This is a genomic window from Caballeronia sp. HLA56 (assembly GCF_054655155.1).
In genome coordinates this window covers 70491-89271 of sequence record NZ_BAAHOB010000001.1, presented here as the reverse complement: position 1 = coordinate 89271, position 18781 = coordinate 70491, and the positions used below count along the sequence as shown (strand labels likewise).

Here is an 18781-nt window from a genome sequence, read left to right as displayed (position 1 = left end):
TTTCCCTGATTATACGCAGATGCGGGTTAACCCGCAGAAAGCAAGCGGCACGTTACGCGGTCAATCGAACGCTAGTGCATGCGCGGTTTCAAGCGCGTGACGCGCTTGTACGAGCGATGTTCGCGCGGCGCGGGCATCGGCGGCAAGACGCAGCATGGCGCCGAGTTGCGCGGGCTGACGCACGAGTTCTCGCAGTATCGGACCGATGGCCGTGGTGCCGTCATCGCGCAAACCAGCCGTGGCCGCGGGCGGCAGCGTGCGCCATGCCGGATCGACAATCGCGCGGCACACGGCGAACGGCAGACCGCGCGCGAGGGCAATCGCCCCGGCGATATGCGATTCCATATCCACCGCGAGCGCGCCCGTCGACGAATGCAACGAGCGTTTCTCCGCTTCGCTCTTGACCGGCGCGGCGACGCCGGCCATGACGCCGCGCCGCGTGAGGCGCTGTAGCGGAGTGCCCGCGAAGGCATCGACGATACGCGCGGACCAGGCGTCGTCGGTACGCAATTCGCCGAAAGGTCCGCACACGCTGCTGGCCACGATGAGCGCGCCCGGCTCCAGATCGGGCGCGAGTCCGCCCGCTGTTCCGAAGCTGATGACACCCGTGCAGCCGCGCGAAATGGCGTCCGACAACGCGCGCTCCAGCCAGTCCGAGCGCGCCGCGGACACGACTTCCACGCCGCGTCCGCGCACGATCTTCGCCTCGAACGCCATGCCGGTCACGGCAATGACAGGCAAGCCGCCCGCCGCGTGGCGCAATGCGTGAAGCGAACGCGCGTCGGGCGCGTTCACACGGCCGCCGTCACGCGCGTCAGGCCTTCACGCGTCATGTTGCGATATCGCGCGAGCGCCCACAGCGGAAAGAACTTGCGATAGCCGTGGTAGCGCAGATAAAACACGCGCGGAAAACCCGTCGCGGTGAAGCGCGTCTCGTCCCACAAACCGTGGCTTTGCTGCGTGCGAACGAGATAGTCGATACCGCGCGCCACCGCCGGGTGCTCGATCTGGCCCGCAGCCATCAGCCCGAGCACGGCCCACGCCGTTTGCGATGCCGTACTCGGCGCCTGTTCGTATCCGCGATAGTCGAGCTTGTAGCTTTCGCCGCCCTCGCCCCAGCCGCCGTCCGCGTTCTGGATGCGAATGAGCCATTCCGCGCCGCGCTTAACGCGCGAGTCGGTAGGCGCCGCGCCGGCCGCGTTCAGCGCGCACAACGCCGACCAGGTGCCGTAGATGTAGTTCATGCCCCAGCGGCCATACCAGCTTCCGTCGCGCTCCTGGTCCCTCACGATGTAGTCGTACGCGCGCCGCGCCGGTTCGCTGTTGGCGGGCGTTTCGCCGAGTTCCGCGAGCATGGAAAGGCAGCGCGCGGAGACATCGACGGTAGGTGGATCGAGCAGCGCGCCGTGGTCCGAAAACGGGATGTTGTTCAGATAAAACTGCGTGTTTTCCGGTTCGAACGCGCCCCAGCCGCCGTCGCTGCTTTGCATGCCGACGACCCATTCGCGTCCGCGCGAGATCGCTTCGGCGTAGATGGCCGAGCCGTTTTCGCGGTCCGCGCGTTCCATGGCCATGGCGACGACGGCGGTGTCGTCGACATCGGGGTAATGCGGGTTGGCGAACTGGAACGCCCAGCCGCCGGGCCGCACGTTCGGCCGGCGTGAAACCCAGTCGCCGCGCGTGTCGAGAATCTGCAGCGGCAAGAGCCATTCGAGACCGCGCCCGACCGCCGCGCGCGCCTTTGGCATGCCGGTTTCGAGCAGCGCATGCGCCACGAGCGACGTATCCCAGACGGGCGATAAACACGGTTGGCAGTACGCCTCGCCGTCCTCGGCTTCTTCGATGACGAGCAACTTGTCGAGCGACTTGCGTGCGATCGCGCGATGCGGATGCTCCGGCGGATACCCGAGCACGTCGTACATCATCACGGAATTGGCCATCGCCGGGAAAATGGCGCCCAGGCCGTCTTCGCCGTTCAGGCGCTCATCGACGAAACGCACCGCTTCCTCGATCGCGCGCTGACGGCCCGCTTTCGGGAACGCGTTGTCGGTTGCGCGCAAAACGGTATCGACCACGCGGAAAAAGCCGAACCAGCCGCGGCTCTGATGCGGTGCGCGGCTCGGCATGCCGGTATTGACCGGCGCATCCAAGAACAGCTCGTCGATACGCACGCCACGCGGATTCTTCGCCACCGGCCGCTTCGCATTCAACACGAGCAGCGGCACGATGACCGTGCGCGCCCAATACGAGACCTTCGACAGATGGAACGGGAACCACATCGGCAGACGCATTATTTCGACGGGCATCATCGGCACCGCGCGCCACGACACGACGCCGAAAAGCGCCAGCAAAATGCGCGTGAACACGTTGACCTTTTCCGCGCCGCCCGCGGCGAGAATCGCGCTCCGGGCGCGCTGCATATGCTCCGCGTCGGGCGAATCGCCGATCATCTTCAGCGCGAAATACGCCTTGACGGTGGCGCTGACGTCCATCGCGCCGTCGGTGAAGAGCGGCCAGCCGCCGTCTGCACGCTGGATACGGCGCAGATAGCGGCCGATCTTCGCTTCGAGCGTCGGATTCGCTTCCTCGCCGAGATAGTGGACGAGCAGCACGTATTCAGCCGGGATGGTTGCGTCGGCTTCGAGTTCGTACAGCCAGTAGCCTTCGGGATGTTGCGCCGCGAGTAGCGCATCGGTGGCTTCGGTGACGGCATGGTCCAGCGCGGCTTTCGATACCGGCGCGCCCACGGCCGACAGGGATAAATCGTTCATCAGCGTTCCATCGATGGGTTCATCAGCACGTCCGCCGCCTTCTGGCCGGAGCGGATCGCGCCCTCGATCGTCGCGGGCAGACCGGTCGCCGTCCAGTCGCCCGCGAGCGTGAAGTTGTTCCAGCGCGTGCGCGTCGCGGCCCGCAAACCTTCCTGCGACGGCACAGCGGCAAATGTTGCGTGCGGGTCGGCCACGACCTGCCAGGGCGGCATGGGCACGGCGGACATCCGCACCGCGCGCGCCACTTCCTGCCAGACCGTGTGCGCGAGTTCGTCGTGCGGCGTCGCGAGCAAGTGATCCGCGGCAGCGATTGTCGCGCTCAGTCTGCCGTCGTTGGCGAATAGCCAATTAGCCGTGCCGTTGACGAGACAGGTGATCGGCCCGAGATCGGCCGGCGCATCGACCGCGAAATGCACGGTGACGATGGCGCGAAACTCGTCCGGCGCGACGAGATCCGGCACGAGGCGGCGCGCGGTTTCGGACGGCGTGGCGAGCACGAGACCATCGCCCGGTGCGAGCACGACCGGCTCGGCGCGATCTTCGAAAGCGATGGAGCTTACCCGTTCCTGCGAATCCGTGCCCGAAAAGGCGATACCCGCCACGCGCGCGCCCAGCCGGATGTCCGCGCCGCCGTACTGCAAAAGCCGCAGCGCGGGTTCGACGAAAGCATGCGCAAGCCCGTTACGCGCGATGAGCGGCCGGCATGCCTGTCCGCCCGCCGCGACCGTCTCGCGCAACAGATTGGCGGCAAGCGCCGCGCTGGCTTCGTCGGGCTCGGTGTTGAGCATGGCGTGCAAGAGCGGGCGCACGAGCGCGTCCCACACGGGGCCCTTGGCGCGCATCGATTCCCCGACGGTGCGGCCCGGCTTCGCAAAGAAGAGCGGCAACAGCGCGAAGTAGTCGGCGGGCTGAGTGTCTGGCGTGCGGGCGTTGGCGTCGAAAATCCAGCGCGGCAGGCGTCCCGGCGACATGCGAATGGTCCACGCCGCGCCATTGGCAAAATCGAAGAAAGGGTAGTCGGGCTGGCTCGGGCCGATGAGCGTATCGGCGGAACCGATCGCACGCAAAAAGCCCAACGCCGCATGGTTGCCGGACAGCAGCAGATGATTGCCGTTGTCGATGGTCGCGCCGAGTCTCACGTCGAAATAGGAACGGCAGCGTCCGCCCGCATGCGCCGCCGCCTCGTGAAGCACGACGCGCGCGCCGCGCCGTTGCGCCTGAACTGCTGCGGCAAGGCCCGCTAGGCCCGCGCCGACGACGTGTACCAGCCGTGACATCAGAGAAGATTGCGCGCGACGATCCACAGCAGCCGCGCACGCGGCGTGCGCACGCGCGTGCGCGGCAGGTCGAAGCCGCGTTTCAGATTGGCGTCGAGCACGGCGTGATACGCCGCCGACATGATGCGTGGCGCGCGCACTTCGTGGCGCGGCGAAGCGGCCATGATCGTGTCCGACTGCGCGTAATGCCCTTTGGCGCGTTCGGCGATGACGGCGCACACGCGCGGCAGGTGCGCATCGGCGACGATACTCGCCGCGTCGCTCGTCGAGATGCCTTCGCGCGCGAGCAGTTCGCGCGGCAGGTAGACGCGGCCGATGCCCGCGTCTTCGTCGATATCGCGCAGGATGTTCGTCAGCTGCAGCGCGCGGCCAAGATGGTGTGCAAGCCGTCGCCCGGCGTCCTCATGCATCCCGAAGATTCTCACCGATAGCCGGCCCACCGCGCTTGCCACGCGGTCGCAATAGAGGTCGAGCGTGGCTTCGTCGGGCGCGACGATGTCGCATGCGGCGTCCATGGCCATGCCGTCGATGACAGCGTGGAAGTCGTCGCGGGAGAGCTGGAAAGCCTGGATGTGACGCGTGAGCGGTTCGAGCGTTTTTCGCGGCGCACCGGCATAGCACGCGTCGATGTCTTCGCGCCAGCGGTCGAGCGCGATTGCGCGTTCGCGGCGCGGCAAGTTGCCTTCGTCGGCGATATCGTCGACCGCGCGGCAAAAAGCGTAGATCTGATACATCGCGTCCCGCTGGTCGGCGGGCAGGATGCGCATCGCGAGATAAAACGAGCTGCCGGATGACGCCTTCGCGGCATCGGGAGCAGATTCGTCAGCGATGGTGTGGGAAACGGCCAAGACGGACTCCGCGAGTTCTTTCGCTATCGCGCCCCGAGGGCGAATTGTTGGATGACGCCAGCCTCGACGATTCCGGGTGCGCGCGGAACGGCTTGGCGCTGAGTGGATCGAGTCGATGAATGCCGGCGGGCCGGTGGCAAGTACGCCGGAAGCGGCAAAGAGTATAACAATTCTTTGGCGATCGAGCCTGCGCCTTGACCGGCGTGGCTTCAGCGGCGTGGCTTTCAGCGGCGTTACTTGCACGCGTGACTCGAGCGTTTGCATGCGGCGGCATCGTATTTACCTGCATACCCTCCTCTCTGGTAATGTCGCTAGTCCTGCGCGCACGCACGTTCTCAACCCAAATCGGCATTCTTCGTGCTTGCCCGAACCGGTTACTCCACAGCCCTATCCGTTCAAGTGCTTTGGAACACTGTGAACGAAGCGTTCAACGCTTCGAACGACACGCGCGCGCGTAAAGTTTTCCACTTCGCTGCCAAATATGACGCTGCAACGTGAGGAGTCCGACGCCGATCCTGCCGCCGAACAGAGGCAGGATGAACCGCCATTCCCGGTGGTTCCCGAGCGCAACTTCGCCGCACAGCGCCTGACGCTTTATGCGTTGCTCGTCGCCGCCATTCTGCTGCCCTGCATTTACGTGGCAGTCACCGCATACACCGACTATCACGACCGCGAGGCGCTCGCCGCCGAAACCGTCGCCCGCAATGCACGCGTCGCCGAAGAGCACGCGCTCAAGGTCTTCGATCTCAACGTCACGCTGAACGAACGTATCGTCGATCTGCTCGATGGACTCGACGACGAACCGATCCGCCGCGACAGTCGTCTCATCCACGACCGTCTCAAGATGATGAGCAACAACTATCAGCAAGTCGCTGCCGTTTCTGTGTTCGGCGCCGACGGCAAGCTGCTCGTGACGAGCCGCACCTGGCCGACGCCCGATGTGTCCGTCGCGACGCGCGAGGACTTCGGTGGCATGCGCGACGACCGCAGCATCGAACAGATTTCGCGCGTGATGCTCGGGCGCGTGGCGGGCGAACAAGTCTTCAACACGGCGGTCGTGCGACGCACCGACAAGGGCAAGTTCAACGGCATCGTGTCGATTGCGCTGCGTCCTGCTTATTTCAACGCGTTCTATCGCGAACTCCTCGGCGACAGTCCGACTGTTTCGCTCGGCCTTGCACGCAGCGATGGCGAAGTGCTCGCGTGGTATCCGCAACGGCCGCCCGACCGCATGGCGCTCGCGGCCAGTTCGCCCTTGCGCGAGGCATATCGCGCGGGACGGCGCAGCGGCGTCGTGGAGATGATGTCCGGGCTCGACAACGAGCTGAAGATCGTCGCGTTCCGCAGGGTCGGCGGCTATCCGGTCTATGTGTCGAGCGGCTATCCGATCTCCACGTTATGGGCCGAGTGGTATCGGCATTTGAGCGTGCTCGCGTTGTCGATTTTCGCGCCTTGCATCGTGCTGTGGGGCGTCATCGGGCAATCGCTGCGGCGTCTCGCCATCGAGGAAGAAGCGTGGGAACGCTGGCAAGCCGAAGCGTCGATGCGGCGCTCGATCGAATCTGCCTACCGGCAGGCGCGCAAGATGGAAGCGCTCGGCAATCTCGTTGGCAGCGTGGCGCACGACTTCAACAATCTGCTGATGATCGTCTCGACCAACGTGCAAATCGCGCGACGGCGCGGCGCGCCCGGTCTTGAACGTGAACTCTCCGCGATGGAACGCGCGCTCAAGAGCGGACAGTCGCTCACGCGGCAATTGCTCGGCGTGGCGCGCAAGCAGCCATTGCGCAGCGAAACCATTGCCATCGGCAAATGGGTGCCGGCGGGGCGCGAACTGCTGCGCGCGTCGCTTGGCGCGAAGGTCGCGCTCCACGTCGAAGTGACCGCGGATGTCTGGCCCGTGCGCGTCGACCCCGCCGAACTGGAGCTTGCGCTCATCAACGTCGCGGTCAACGCGCGCGACGCGATGCCAAGCGGCGGCACGTTCACCGTGCGCGCCGACAACGTGCGCTTCCGTCACGAAGACGGCTTTCCGATCACCGGCGATTTCGTTCAGGTCACGCTGGAAGACACGGGCTTCGGCATGAGTTCCGAAGTTTTGGGCCGCGCATTCGAGCCGCTTTTCACGACCAAGCCGAAAGGCATGGGCACCGGTCTCGGCTTGCCGCAGGTGTTTGCGTTTTGCGAGCGCGCGGGCGGACTCGCGACCATCGACAGCGCAATCGGCGCGGGCACGGCGGTGCGTCTTTATCTGCCGCGCGCGGCGGCTGAGACCGAGGCCAACGCGGCGGTTAAAGACGAACCCGCCGTGGTCAAGGAGACCGAAGGCTTGCGCGTGTTGCTCGTCGAGGACAACGAGGAAGTGGCCGCCGGCACCGAGGCGCTGCTCGCCATGATGGGTCATCACGTGAGCTACGTATTCAACGCCGATACCGCCGTCACCGTGCTCGAAGGCGCGCGCGAAGCGTCCGAATTTCCCTTCGATGTCGTGCTCTCCGACATCCACATGCCGGGCAAGATGAGCGGCATCGACCTCGCGGAAATGCTGCAACGCTTCGAGCCGCGCATCCCCGTGATTCTCGTCACGGGTTATGCGGAAGAACTGGACCGCGCCCGTCACGTCGATGCACGCGTGCTGTCTAAACCATTCGATATCGCGCTGCTCGACGCCTTGCTGCACGAGATTCGCGAACGTCTCAACGAAGCTCGGGCAATCGGCCGCTGATCTGCTTTTTGTACCAGTTTTGTAAAAGCGCCTTGCGTGATCCATCGCTGCGAGCCCTGTCAGACGCGCCTCGGCGCATCCGGCACGCTCGTTGCGTAATGGGCAAACATGCACGGCAACCTCGCAACGTTGCCGATTTCGAAGTTCCGCCCATCAGCAGGAGGCGTATATGCGACACACCGTCATCGGAGTTTTCGACACCTACGCGCAGGCCGAGGACGCACGCTCGGCCCTCGTTACAGCGGGCTTCCCGCGCGCTGATATCGAGTTGCAAGCGAATCCAAAACGCGACGATGCCGCCGAGCCGTCCGTCATGCCCGATGCCCAAACGCACGCCGAACCAGGCGTGCTGGCGAACATCGAGCGCTTCTTCAGCATGCTTTTCGGCGGGCGCGATCACCCGCCAGAAGTCGCGCATTATTCGGAAGCCGTGCGTCGTGGCGCAGTGCTCGTAGCCGTCGATACCCCGAGCGAAGAGCAAGCCGATGTCGCCCGCGCGACGCTTGCGGATCAAGGCGCGATCGATATCGATGAGCGCGCCGCAAGCTGGTCCACGCTCGAACACGGCACCGCGATGCCGCAAGCCGGCGTGGATGACCGCGATCATTCGATACTCGACGAACTGGGACTCGGACGCGGCAGTGCAGTGCCGGGCCGCGAGCCGGTGAACGATGCGCGCATGGACGTAACGCGCGCCCGCGCTTATCCGCGCACCGACGCAGCAAGCCCGGCTACAGGCGCCGCCGCCGATCCGCTGCTCGACCCGCTTGCCGATCCGCTCGGCGACCCGTTGACGCGCCGCGATGCCGCCGCACTGGGTGCACGCGACTTCGTGAGCGACCCGGCAGACGATTCGCTGATGCCGCATGCCGGTACGACGCGTCACGAGACAACGCAGTACACGCAAGTCGAGACGCGCACCGCCGCCGATCCGCTGTCGGGACGCGATCCCGTCACTGGCCGCGATCCGCTCGCCACCACTGGCATGGACCCGCTCGCTGCCCGCGACCCGCTGACCGGCACGCCGGCCGACCCGCTTGCCGCCCGTGACGAACTCTCGGGCGAATCGCTTTCGGAGCGCGACGCTCTTGCCGGTCGCGATCCGCTGCGTTCGGGCAACATGGGCGATCCTCTGCCCGGCGTACGTACCGATAGCGCCGCCGACTGGCGTCCGGTCGAACCGCTGAGCCCGCTCGATGAACCCGCGCAGATTCGAAGCGGCACGCTGAGTCAAAGCCAGTCGCAATCGATCGGCGCGATGGGTTCATCGGCTGGAACGGCTGCTGTGCCGAACGAGTACATGGAATATGAGGAAGACTTCCGCGCCGACTACGACACCCGCTACGCTGCAACCGGCGAGCCGTACGAGGATTATCAAGGCGCGTATCGGTACGGCGCCACGCTCGGCAACGACGACCGCTTCCGCAGCCGCGCGTGGGACGATCAGATGGAATATGAGATGCGCCGTGAGTGGGAGACGCGCCATCCGGAAGACGGAACCTGGGAGCGCTTCAAGGCTGCCGTCCGTCATGGTTGGGATCGCGTGACGGGACATCATCACGTTTAATTGCAGGACGCTTAGGCAATGACGAATCGGCCCGCACGCGCGGGCCGATTCGTTTTGGAACACGCCTTCTTATCCGGCGATTTTCTTGACCCACGCGACGTATTTATCGACGAAGGTTTGCAGATACTTGCGCGTGTCGTCACTGACGATTGCGCCGTTCGCATCGATACGCGAGTCATCGTGCTTGATGTACATCTCGGGCTGACCGAGCATTGCAATGTCGAGATACGCGCACACGCCACGCAGATGCGACTGCGCGATAGCCGTACCGATCGCGCCCACCGAGGTGCCGATCACCGCGCCCGGCTTGCCGCCCCAGGCGCTTTGGCCCCACGGCCGCGAACCCCAATCGATCGCATTCTTGAGCACGCCCGGAATCGAGCGGTTGTATTCCGGCGTGACGAAAAGGAGCGCGTCTGCTTCCGAGATCTTCTGCTTGAATTTCACCGCGACTTCGGGATAGTCGCTGTCGTAGTCCTGGCTGTACAACGGCAGGCTGGCGATATCGAGATGCTCGAACGAGAAATCTTCCGGTGCGAGCGATTCGACTGCGTGCGCAAGCCGCCGGTTGAACGACTCCCGTCGCAGACTTCCGACGACCACCGCAATCTTGTAGGCCATGAGGTTTTGCTCCATGAAGGATGCCAACAAATCCGCGCGCGAAAACACGACGCGGCTTCGAGTCAACATCATAGGCGAGCCGTCTGACCGCCGTCACGAACCAAACAGACTGCCTATTTTTGCGATGATTTGAGCAACCCAGTTCCCCCCGCATTGTTGCGAGGTTTGTGGCTGATTATCCCCACTGTTATCCACAGAAACTGTGGATAACTCGGTGTTTGCCGAAAAGATGGTTCGAAAATGTTACTTTGACGAAACATTCCCGCGATAAGAGCATGATTTCAGTGCGTTCGAACCGCTGCGCCTCGGCGGATCAGTGGCCGAAAAACACGCTGCATTGCGATGCGGGACCTTGGCACGATGTCGGATTCGAATCGGCGGCTTGCGCTGCACCGACTGCCGAAAAAAGGGCCAGCGACGCGAGGACAGCAGAAAGAATGCGCTTCATTTGACATCTCCAGAATGAGTGTTTGGCCGACCGTGTTCGATCGATGCCGTGACTCTATCTATGAAGCATTCGCATAAAAAGCCCACAAAACTCAATTTATTCTTACCAGCATGGTAAGAATCGCGCTTGGTAACGCTCGCCAACCTGCGATTCGTGCGCCAGCATTCAACCATTCCCGACAACAATGTGTTGGCTCAATGGGTATTTTTGTCCAATAGGAAAACTCTTAGACTTTTCTCAAGCGTCAACCGGACGCAAGCGAATCCAGGAGTTCTCCATGAAAAACACACTTATTGGCGGCCTGCTCATCTCGGCGCTTCTTGCAACGGCTCCGGCCTTCGCTCAATCGGCTTATGGCGCAAAGTCGCGTGCGGAAGTGAAAGCGGAACTGGCGAGCGCCCGTCGCGCGGGCGATCTCGAAGCGGTCAACGCATTGAGCTATCCGCAACTGCGGCCGTATCAGGAACGTCATGCGCAAGTGCGAGCCAACACTCGCAGCGATGGCAGCGCACAGTAATTTAGGACAGGCAGAACAAACCGGCCCTCCTCCACCATCGAACAGAAGGTGGCTTTGCCCGACGCCCGCGCGCCGGGCATTTTTTATCGCGGGCGAGCGACGGGTCGAATGCGGGCGAAGCCGGTTCAAAGCAGCACGGTCAGACAAAACGTCACGGTGACGAGCGAAAGCACCGTGGAAAACAGAATGGCGCTCGAAGTGACGCCGCCATCGCGTCGATAAAACTCCGCGAGCATGAACGGACCGGTGCCGGTTGGCAGCGCGCTCAAAATCACGGCGGTCTTCGACCATAGCGGCGGCATGCTGAAGACATGAAACGCCAGCCAGTAAGTCAGCAAGGGCTGCGCGATCAATTTGAGCGTGACGAGTGCGCCCGTCGTTCGAAGACTGCGCGCCTCGCCTTTCGCGCCGAGAAAGAGTCCGAGCGCAACCAGCGCACAAGGACTCGCCGCGCCGCCGAGCAGCTTTAGAAATGCTTCGGCGCCATCCGGCACGTGCGCGCCCGAACCGCTCAGCAACGTGCCCGCAAGCGGCGCGATCAAAAGAGGGTTCTTGCCAAGCGACTTCGCCACGCGCCATAGCGTCCAGAAGATGTGCTTTTCGCTTTGCAAGCCGAGTTCGATCAGCACGATCGCCACCGCGAACAGCACGCACACAGTGATGATCGTTGCGATGACGGCGGGCGCGAGACTTTCCTTGCCGAACGCCAGCAAACAAAGCGGCAAGCCGACGAAACCGGTATTCGCATAAGCAGCGTTGAGTCCGTCGATGCTGGCATCGGCGAGCGGACGCGCACGCACAAGCCGCGCGATAAGCGTAAGCACGAACACCACGGCTGACCCGATGCCGAACACCGCGATGAACGCCGGTTGATCGAGCATGCTCCACGGCGTCCTGGACATCGTGTCGAAGAGCAACGCGGGCAACGCGAGATAGACGACGAAGCGGTTCAGTTCCGATGCGGCGGCGGGACCGAGCTTGTTGAGCTTGCGGCACGCGTAGCCCGCGAAGATGAGTCCGAAGACCGGCAGGATGATGGTGAAAAGCGGCGTGAGAAGCGAAGACAGCGAAGAGAAAGCGAAATGCAGATGATCCGGCGATGGCATGACAAGGCTTCAACAGAAAGGAGCCGAGAGAATAACCGCTGTCAAAAAGGTGAGGCATTTCGGGAGCTGCGTGATGGTGAGCCGCGAGAGCCGCCCAAGGCTCACGCCTCAAAGTTTATCCGTACCGCGAAACGTTTTAATGTGCTCTAAGTTCTTTCGGCAAGCCATTGTTCTGTAACGTTTTCATCTTGACGTTGAAAAGTGCCAACCAGCACGCCGATTCGACACTGGAAGACCGCTGATGCGCGCCGTTCGTACAGCCGTTGGCTTGAGGTGAGCGAATACAGGAGCGCGTCAAAACGACTAGTCGAATCGACCTCGGCTTAGTTTTCGACGAACGAAAAACGATATGGGACAAGGAGTTGCATTTGATGCCGCAACCTCGGAAGACATGCAAACGCCTTTTCCGACGCTCGAAAGGTGAGGCTTTCCGGGAGTGCAAGAACATCGGAATGAAGTTTGCTCAATGCTAGGTCTTCGCAATCAAAAGCAGACGCGCAACATGAAAATCAGAAGTCCATGGATCTACGGCGCCGCTGCGCTCATCACGCTTGGCGGCGTTGCGGCGCTTGCGGCATGCGCCACGAACGGCGCACGCAAGAGCGGCAACGAGAACGTGCCCGAGCCTTCGAAGGCTGTCGATCTCGATCGATACCTCGGCCACTGGCATGAGTTCGCCCGCTACGAAAACCGCTTCGAACGCGGCTGCGAGGGCGTGACCGCGAACTATGCGCGTCGCGAAGACGGGCTCGTCTCGGTCATCAACGCATGCCACGAAGGCGGCTTGAGCGGGCCGTATAAAACTTCGGAAGGACGCGCGAAGATCGTTCCGGGATCGAACGGAACGAAGCTGAAGGTGTCGTTTTTCGGGCCGTTCTATGTCGGCGACTATTGGATTCTCGATCACGCCGACGACTACAGCTGGTCCATCGTCGGCGAACCGACCGGCCGCTATCTGTGGATTCTGACGCGCGACGCGCGGCCATCGCCCGATATGCGGCGCTCGCTGATCGAGCGCACGCGCGCACTCGGTTACGACGTGACGATGCTGCGGGAGACGCAGCAAAGCTGACAACGGTCAGTCGTCGAGAGCCGCATACACGAGCCGCTCGTACTCGCGCGCGAGCGGGAACGGTTCGAGCGCACGCCGCTGAATGAGCATGATGCCGATCATGTCCTCGACGGGATCGGCAAACCAGCTTGTTCCAAGCGCGCCCGGCCAACTGAACGAACCCGTCGAACGATATCCCGCGGGCAACTGAAACGCCGGATTGTCGACAACCGACAGCCCAAGGCCGAAACCCTGCGCGCGCCACAATGGATAACCGAACGCCGGGATCTCGCGCTGCGCAGGCGTGAGAAAGTTAGAGCGCATCAAGTCGACGGACTTGTGCGACAGAAGCCGCGGACCTGCTGCGCGCTCTTTAGCATCGCCTTGCAGACGGCCGCGTCCAAGCAACACACGCACGAAACGCAGATAGTCGTCGGCGGTGGACACGAGCCCGCCGCCACCGCTTTGATAACGCGCGGCGTCGATCCAACGGCTCGACGAAGGATGATCCTCCACCACTGGTTGCGCGCCCGGGGAATCGACGACATAGGACGTCGCAAGCCGCGTCGCCTGTTCGGGCGTCACCGCAAAAGCCGTGTCGTGCATGCCAAGCGGCTCGAAGATGCGCGTGCGGAAGAACTCGCCGAGCGGCATGCCTGACACGCGCTGCACCAGCGCGCCGAGTACATCCGTGGACACGCCGTACTGCCAGCGCTCGCCGGGATGAAACATCAATGGAATTCTGGCGACGTATTCGAGCCAACTCGCGGGATCGACCATCGCGTCGAAGCCGTTGAATACGCTCTCGTACGCGGCGGCGAGTTCGCCCGTCGCGGTGAAGTGATATGCGAAGCCCGCGCGATGCGTGAGCAAGTCGAGCAGCGTGATTTGCGTGCGCGCCGGCTCGGTCTGCGAGAGCGGGCCTTCGGGGTCGAGCATCACCTGCGCGTTCGCCAGTTCGGGCAACCACTTCGCCACCGGCGCTTCGAGCGCAAGACGGCCTTCCTCGACCAGCATGAGCGCGGCGACGCTCGTCACCGGCTTGGTCATCGACGCAATGCGAAACAGTGTGTCGCGTGTCATCGGGGTGCGCGTGCCGGTGTCGCGCCAGCCGAGCGCATCCACTTGTGCAATCTCGCCGCGCCGCCAGGTGAGCGTGACGATGCCCGCGACCTCACCGGAATCGACGAAGCGTTGCATGGCGGCGCGCATTTCGGCAAGGCGCGCGGAATCGAAACCGGCGTTGGACATCGGTGCTCCTTCGAAGAACAGAGAAAGACGCCGCATGCGGCATCACGCTTCGATGAGGAAGCGCGCGACGGGTTCCAGCTAGTTTGCCTTGCAGGCGATCAACAAGCCGTTCTGGTTGTCGGCGCTGGATTGTTCGAGCACGTCGTAGCCGCTCGGGCAGGCGACCTTCGCGTTGTCGGTGCAAAGACGCCAGCCGCCGTAGGCCGGGCATTGCACGAGCTGAGTGGGACGGCCATCGGCTGAGAAAAGAGGCGGCGCGCTGCTGCATCCGGCGAGTGCCCATGCACTCGCGGCGAGCATCACGGAAAAGCCGATCGCAGTGCCGAGTTTCATCCCTTACCCCTTGTTTTCAGTCGTTATTTTCGATGTCGATGCCTTCGCGAGTATGCCACGCCGGCCTTTCGCGACGATTGCCGCAAATGTGCGCGCGCTCACGTTTGACACAATCTCACATGCCTTTACATGTCCTATACGTCGATGCCCAACGCGGCGATCTTCTTGTAAAGCGTCGCCCGCCCGATACCGATGCGTTCCGCCGTTTCCGCCACGCGACCATTGTTCGCGCGCAGGGCGTCGGACAGAAAGCGACGTTCGAAGTCGGTCATCGCGGCGGCATAGGGCATGGACGCGCTTTCGACTGGCGGCGCGGGCGCGGCCGGTGTCGAATCGATGAAGCCTGCGAGCGCGCGGGCATCGATATGTTCGCTATCGGAAAGCATGAGCGCGCGTTCGAGCGTGTTGCGAAGCTCGCGCACGTTGCCCGGCCAGGCGTAACCGGCTAGCAGCCGCAGCGCGTTTTCATGCAGCACGAACTGGCGGATGCGGCCCGTGCGCGCCTCGCCCGACAGGTCTTCGAGAATGGCATAGGCGAGCGCTTCGATATCGCCCGGACGCTCGCGCAAAGGCGGCGCGTGAATGGTCAGCACGTTCAGGCGATAAAACAGGTCCGCGCGAAAGCGCCCCGCCGCGACAAGCGCGGGCAGATCGGCGGAAGTCGCGGCGATGATGCGAACATCCGCCCGCACGATGCGGTTCGACCCGAGCGGCTCGAATTCCTTGTCCTGCAGCACGCGCAAGAGCTTGCCCTGCAACGGCAGCGGCATGTCGCCGATTTCGTCGAGGAACAGCGTGCCGCCATCGGCGAGTTCGAATTTGCCGACGCGTCCCTTGCGCTCCACGCCGGTGTACGCGCCAGGTGCCGCGCCGAAGAACTCGACTTCGAGCAAGGTATCGGGAATCGCGGCCACGTTGACGGTGACGAGCGGCTTCGCGGCGCGTGTCGAGGCACCGTGGATCGCGTGTGCAAGCAGCTCCTTGCCGGTGCCGGTTTCGCCGAGCAGCAAGACCGGCGAGTCGACGAGCGCCGCGCGCCGCGCTTGCCGCTTCACTTCGAGACTCACCGCACTCGTGCCGACGAAGCTCGCGAAGGTGTACTTGGCGCGCCGCGCCTGCGCGAGCGACTGGCGCGTCGCGATGAGTTCCTGCTGCACGCGCGAGTAATGCGCGAAAAGCGGCGTGAGCGCTTTCATCTCGTCGAAGAGCGCGAAGCCGATGGCGCCAACGGTCGCGCCCCGCTCGTCCTTCAGCGGCAAACGCGTGACGACGAGCGGTTCGCGGTCGGTCTCCAGCACGTCGAGCAGAATCGGCTTGCCGGTCGCGACGACTTCGCGCATCAGGCTATTGGGAATGACCGCTTCGCAATCGAGGCCGATTACGTCGGTGGGATCGGGGAAACCGAAGCGCGCCGCGTAGCGCTTGTTGATCCAGACGACGCGGGCGTCCGCATCGACGATGAAGGTGCCTTCGCTCAAATTTTCGAAGGTCTTGAAAAGCGATTCCATCGCGCGGCGCATGACGTCGCTATAGTCCAGGGGAACGTTGATCCAGTCGTTGAGCATGCTGCGTTTGTCTCCGATATCTCTTTATCGAGACAGGATATCTCAAACGGGAGACTGCCTGCATTGGGGCAATCTGCTAGGCTTCGAGGCGCGTGCCCGACCGTGACGCGCGAGAGTTTGTCTCGGCACAGAGACATTCCGAATGCATTTGCGGCCTTCATGCATGGTCAAACGAGCGCAAAGCCCTGTGACTACGCGGATGGCACGGAAGCTGCATTTGCCCGCGCGGCGCTCGATCAATCGCGTCGAGGGTCTTCAAGAGAGACCCGTGATAACAAAACATCAATGGAGACTCCATGTCGTTCATCATCGTGCTCGCCGCCCTGGCGTTCCTGATGCTGGCCGCTTATCGCGGTTACAGCGTCATTCTTTTCGCGCCGATCGCCGCGCTCGCGGCTGTCCTGCTGACCGACCCGGCAGCCGTCGCGCCCGTGTTTTCGGGCATCTTCATGGAGAAGATGGTTGGCTTCGTCAAGCTGTACTTCCCGGTGTTCCTGCTTGGCGCGGTGTTCGGCAAGGTCATCGAACTGTCGGGATTCTCGGAGTCGATCGTTGCCGCCGCGATTCGCTATATCGGCAAGTCGCGCGTCAATGCGGTGATCGTCGCGGTGTGCGCGCTGCTCACGTACGGCGGCGTGTCACTGTTCGTGGTCGTGTTCGCCGTGTATCCGTTCGCGGCGGAGATGTACAGGCAGAGCAATATTCCCAAGCGCCTCATGCCGGGCGCGATTGCACTCGGCGCGTTCTCGTTCACGATGGATTCGCTGCCGGGCACGCCGCAGATTCAAAACATCATCCCGACGACGTTCTTCAAGACGACTGGCTGGGCCGCGCCGTGGCTCGGCGTGATCGGCTCGGTGTTCATCATCGTGGTGGGACTGACGTTTCTCGAATGGCGCCGCCGCCGCGCGATGGCCACGGGCGAAGGCTACGGCACCTCGCTCGTGAACGAGCCCGAGCGCGTCGAGTCGACCAATCTGCCGAATCCGGCGTTGGCGATTGCGCCGCTGATTCTCGTGGGCGTCGCCAACTTCGCGCTCACGAAGTGGATTCCAACGTGGTACGGCGCGAGCTATACCATCGCGCCGGAAGTGCTGCCCGGCGTGCATGCGCCCGTTACCACGGCCGTCAAGACGGTCGTCGCGATCTGGGCAGTCGAAGGCGCGCTGCTGCTCGGCATCGTGCTCGTGTTGCTGACGGCTTTCTCGCGCGTGAAAGATCGCTTCGCCACGGGCACGCGCGTAGCCGTCGCGGGCGCTTTGCTCGCGGCGATGAACACGGCGTCGGAATATGGCTTCGGTGGCGTGATCGCCGCGTTGCCGGGTTTTCTCGTCGTCTCCGATGCGCTGAAGAGCATTCCGAATCCGCTCGTCAATGCGGCGGTATCGGTGAGTTCGCTCGCGGGCATCACGGGGTCGGCGTCGGGTGGCATGAGTATCGCGCTGGCCGCCATGTCCGATACCTTCATCAAGGGCGCCGAAGCCGCACATATTCCGCTGGAAGTTCTGCACCGCGTCGTGGCCATGGCAAGCGGCGGCATGGACACCTTGCCGCACAACGGCGCCGTTATCACGCTGCTCGCGGTGACGGGTCTGACGCATCGGGAGTCGTATCGCGACATTTTTGCGGTGACGGTCATCAAGACGCTCGCGGTGTTCTTCGTGATCGCGGTGTATTACATGACGGGGCTGGTTTGAGCGTTGGAAGTGCTGTTCGCGTCGCGCTTCAGAACGACGCCGAGCGGATGAAATCCAGAAACGCACGCAGCGGCGTCGGCACGTAGCGGTGACCGGAATAGTACAGAAACGGCCCCGGAAACCGCTGCCACCAAGGTTCGAGCACAGGCTCGAGCGAGCCGTTCTCGAAGAACGGCTTCATCCAGTCGTCGAAGAGTTGCACGATGCCACAACCCGCCAGCGCGGCATCTATTCCAAGATCGGTTGCGGCGCCCGCTCGAACGATGAGCGGGCCGCTCGGCTCGACGCGAATGTGCTCGCCGTCGCGCTCGAATTCCCATGTGGTCATCGCGCCGCTCGCGAAGCGATAGCGCACACACGCATGCTGCAAGAGTTCGCTCGGATGCTGAGGACGACCGCGACGCTCCAGATACGCGGGTGACGCACCGAGCGCCATTCGTTGCTCGCGCGGACCGATAGGAACGGCGATCATGTCCTGCTCCAGACGTTCGCCGTAGCGGATGCCTGCGTCGCATCCTTCCGCCATCAGGTCGATGAAGCCGTCGTCGGCAATCACCTCCAGTTCGATATCCGGGTAAGCCGCGAGAAACGCCGGCACCAGGCGCGGCAGGATGAGTTTGGCTGCGACCACCGGCACATTCAGCTTCAACTTGCCAGCCGGCTTGTCCCGAAAGCCGTTCACCACGTCGAGCGCTGCGTCGAGGCCATCGAGCGCGGGCTTGAGTCGAGCCAAGAGACGCGCGCCCGCTTCGGTCGTCGTGACGCTGCGTGTCGTGCGATGAAGCAAACGCACGCCGGTACGGGCTTCGAGACGGCGCACCGCTTCGCTTACGCCGGAAGGGCTGCTGCCGATGGCGCGCGCGGCGTCGCGAAAGCCGCCCGCTTCGACGACGGCCACGAATGCTTCCAGTTCCTTGAGGTTGGGTCCCATTGTTCGCTCTTCCAGTACACCCCGTGCAGACTCGAGCACGTTATCTTTCGAGGCTCGGTTGGCTATTCTGTTT

Annotated in this window: 15 protein-coding genes; 5 read left to right on the top strand and 10 right to left on the bottom strand. The window is 63.3% G+C overall.

The annotated features are described in order from the left end of the window. Window positions 1–60: 60 nt before the first annotated feature. Genes ACYQ47_RS00415 through hpnD form a run of 4 tightly spaced genes read right to left on the bottom strand, consistent with a single transcriptional unit; the run spans window position 61 to window position 4896 of the window. Window positions 61–795, bottom strand: a complete 735-nt coding sequence (locus tag ACYQ47_RS00415; RefSeq protein ID WP_459904177.1) for a phosphorylase — start codon at window positions 793–795, stop codon at window positions 61–63. After that, the gene (gene shc / locus ACYQ47_RS00410) at window positions 792–2771 is read right to left on the bottom strand and encodes a squalene--hopene cyclase (RefSeq protein ID WP_459904176.1); all 1980 of its coding nucleotides are present in this window, start codon (window positions 2769–2771) and stop codon (window positions 792–794) included. The genes ACYQ47_RS00415 and shc overlap by 4 nt, the downstream gene beginning before the upstream one ends. Next, complete coding sequence (gene hpnE / locus ACYQ47_RS00405) at window positions 2771–4048, bottom strand: hydroxysqualene dehydroxylase HpnE (protein WP_459904175.1); 1278 nt, start codon at window positions 4046–4048, stop codon at window positions 2771–2773. Before hpnE ends, shc begins: the two co-directional genes overlap by 1 nt. Beyond that, window positions 4048–4896, bottom strand: coding sequence for a presqualene diphosphate synthase HpnD (gene hpnD / locus ACYQ47_RS00400; protein WP_459904174.1), 849 nt, complete (start codon window positions 4894–4896; stop codon window positions 4048–4050). Before hpnD ends, hpnE begins: the two co-directional genes overlap by 1 nt. 481 nt (window positions 4897–5377) lie before the next feature. On the opposite strand from hpnD, the gene ACYQ47_RS00395 reads away from it, so the two are divergent. Together ACYQ47_RS00395 and ACYQ47_RS00390 are read left to right on the top strand one after the other, a co-directional pair. Next, window positions 5378–7621, top strand: coding sequence for a hybrid sensor histidine kinase/response regulator (locus tag ACYQ47_RS00395; RefSeq protein ID WP_250467582.1), 2244 nt, complete (start codon window positions 5378–5380; stop codon window positions 7619–7621). A 169-nt stretch (window positions 7622–7790) separates the two neighbouring features. Further along, complete coding sequence (locus tag ACYQ47_RS00390) at window positions 7791–9188, top strand: hypothetical protein (protein WP_459904173.1); 1398 nt, start codon at window positions 7791–7793, stop codon at window positions 9186–9188. A gap of 69 nt (window positions 9189–9257) precedes the next feature. Here ACYQ47_RS00390 and ACYQ47_RS00385 read toward each other — a convergent pair whose 3' ends face one another. Then, complete coding sequence (locus ACYQ47_RS00385; RefSeq protein ID WP_244828871.1) at window positions 9258–9809, bottom strand: NADPH-dependent FMN reductase; 552 nt, start codon at window positions 9807–9809, stop codon at window positions 9258–9260. 725 nt (window positions 9810–10534) lie between these two features. Here ACYQ47_RS00385 and ACYQ47_RS00380 point away from each other — a divergent pair. After that, on the top strand, window positions 10535–10774 hold the full coding sequence (locus tag ACYQ47_RS00380) for a DUF4148 domain-containing protein (protein ID WP_250510445.1): 240 nt from the start codon (window positions 10535–10537) through the stop codon (window positions 10772–10774). 125 nt (window positions 10775–10899) lie between these two features. Here ACYQ47_RS00380 and ACYQ47_RS00375 read toward each other — a convergent pair whose 3' ends face one another. After that, on the bottom strand, window positions 10900–11880 hold the full coding sequence (locus tag ACYQ47_RS00375) for an AEC family transporter (RefSeq protein WP_459904172.1): 981 nt from the start codon (window positions 11878–11880) through the stop codon (window positions 10900–10902). 502 nt (window positions 11881–12382) lie between these two features. Between ACYQ47_RS00375 and ACYQ47_RS00370 the strand changes: the two genes are divergently transcribed. Continuing rightward, complete coding sequence (locus ACYQ47_RS00370) at window positions 12383–12952, top strand: lipocalin family protein (RefSeq protein ID WP_244828874.1); 570 nt, start codon at window positions 12383–12385, stop codon at window positions 12950–12952. Window positions 12953–12958: 6 nt separating this feature from the next. Here ACYQ47_RS00370 and ACYQ47_RS00365 read toward each other — a convergent pair whose 3' ends face one another. From ACYQ47_RS00365 to ACYQ47_RS00355, 3 genes are all read right to left on the bottom strand, one after another. Next, the gene (locus tag ACYQ47_RS00365; RefSeq protein ID WP_459904171.1) at window positions 12959–14182 is read right to left on the bottom strand and encodes a serine hydrolase domain-containing protein; all 1224 of its coding nucleotides are present in this window, start codon (window positions 14180–14182) and stop codon (window positions 12959–12961) included. A gap of 78 nt (window positions 14183–14260) precedes the next feature. Continuing rightward, window positions 14261–14515, bottom strand: a complete 255-nt coding sequence (locus tag ACYQ47_RS00360) for a hypothetical protein (RefSeq protein ID WP_459904170.1) — start codon at window positions 14513–14515, stop codon at window positions 14261–14263. Between the two features lie 134 nt (window positions 14516–14649). Further along, window positions 14650–16080, bottom strand: a complete 1431-nt coding sequence (locus ACYQ47_RS00355; protein ID WP_250492963.1) for a sigma-54 interaction domain-containing protein — start codon at window positions 16078–16080, stop codon at window positions 14650–14652. 296 nt (window positions 16081–16376) lie between these two features. Between ACYQ47_RS00355 and ACYQ47_RS00350 the strand changes: the two genes are divergently transcribed. Continuing rightward, a complete protein-coding gene (locus ACYQ47_RS00350) occupies window positions 16377–17777 on the top strand; it encodes a GntP family permease (RefSeq protein ID WP_250467590.1) in 1401 nt (466 codons plus the stop codon). Between the two features lie 28 nt (window positions 17778–17805). Here the strand turns inward: ACYQ47_RS00350 and ACYQ47_RS00345 are convergent, their stop codons facing one another. Further along, the gene (locus ACYQ47_RS00345) at window positions 17806–18708 is read right to left on the bottom strand and encodes a LysR family transcriptional regulator (protein ID WP_250510448.1); all 903 of its coding nucleotides are present in this window, start codon (window positions 18706–18708) and stop codon (window positions 17806–17808) included. Window positions 18709–18781 lie beyond the last annotated feature (73 nt).

Excerpts from the sequence above, each read along its gene's own strand:
- ACYQ47_RS00390 (WP_459904173.1), top strand. The coding sequence starts at position 7,791 with ATGCGACACACCGTCATCGGAGTTTTCGACACCTACGCGCAGGCCGAG.
- ACYQ47_RS00360 (WP_459904170.1), bottom strand. The coding sequence starts at position 14,515 with ATGAAACTCGGCACTGCGATCGGCTTTTCCGTGATGCTCGCCGCGAGT.
- hpnE (WP_459904175.1), bottom strand. The coding sequence starts at position 4,048 with ATGTCACGGCTGGTACACGTCGTCGGCGCGGGCCTAGCGGGCCTTGCC.
- ACYQ47_RS00355 (WP_250492963.1), bottom strand. The coding sequence starts at position 16,080 with ATGCTCAACGACTGGATCAACGTTCCCCTGGACTATAGCGACGTCATG.
- ACYQ47_RS00345 (WP_250510448.1), bottom strand. The coding sequence starts at position 18,708 with ATGGGACCCAACCTCAAGGAACTGGAAGCATTCGTGGCCGTCGTCGAA.
- ACYQ47_RS00350 (WP_250467590.1), top strand. The coding sequence starts at position 16,377 with ATGTCGTTCATCATCGTGCTCGCCGCCCTGGCGTTCCTGATGCTGGCC.
- ACYQ47_RS00395 (WP_250467582.1), top strand. The coding sequence starts at position 5,378 with ATGACGCTGCAACGTGAGGAGTCCGACGCCGATCCTGCCGCCGAACAG.
- ACYQ47_RS00365 (WP_459904171.1), bottom strand. The coding sequence starts at position 14,182 with ATGTCCAACGCCGGTTTCGATTCCGCGCGCCTTGCCGAAATGCGCGCC.
- ACYQ47_RS00385 (WP_244828871.1), bottom strand. The coding sequence starts at position 9,809 with ATGGCCTACAAGATTGCGGTGGTCGTCGGAAGTCTGCGACGGGAGTCG.
- ACYQ47_RS00375 (WP_459904172.1), bottom strand. The coding sequence starts at position 11,880 with ATGCCATCGCCGGATCATCTGCATTTCGCTTTCTCTTCGCTGTCTTCG.
- shc (WP_459904176.1), bottom strand. The coding sequence starts at position 2,771 with ATGAACGATTTATCCCTGTCGGCCGTGGGCGCGCCGGTATCGAAAGCC.
- ACYQ47_RS00380 (WP_250510445.1), top strand. The coding sequence starts at position 10,535 with ATGAAAAACACACTTATTGGCGGCCTGCTCATCTCGGCGCTTCTTGCA.
- ACYQ47_RS00370 (WP_244828874.1), top strand. The coding sequence starts at position 12,383 with ATGAAAATCAGAAGTCCATGGATCTACGGCGCCGCTGCGCTCATCACG.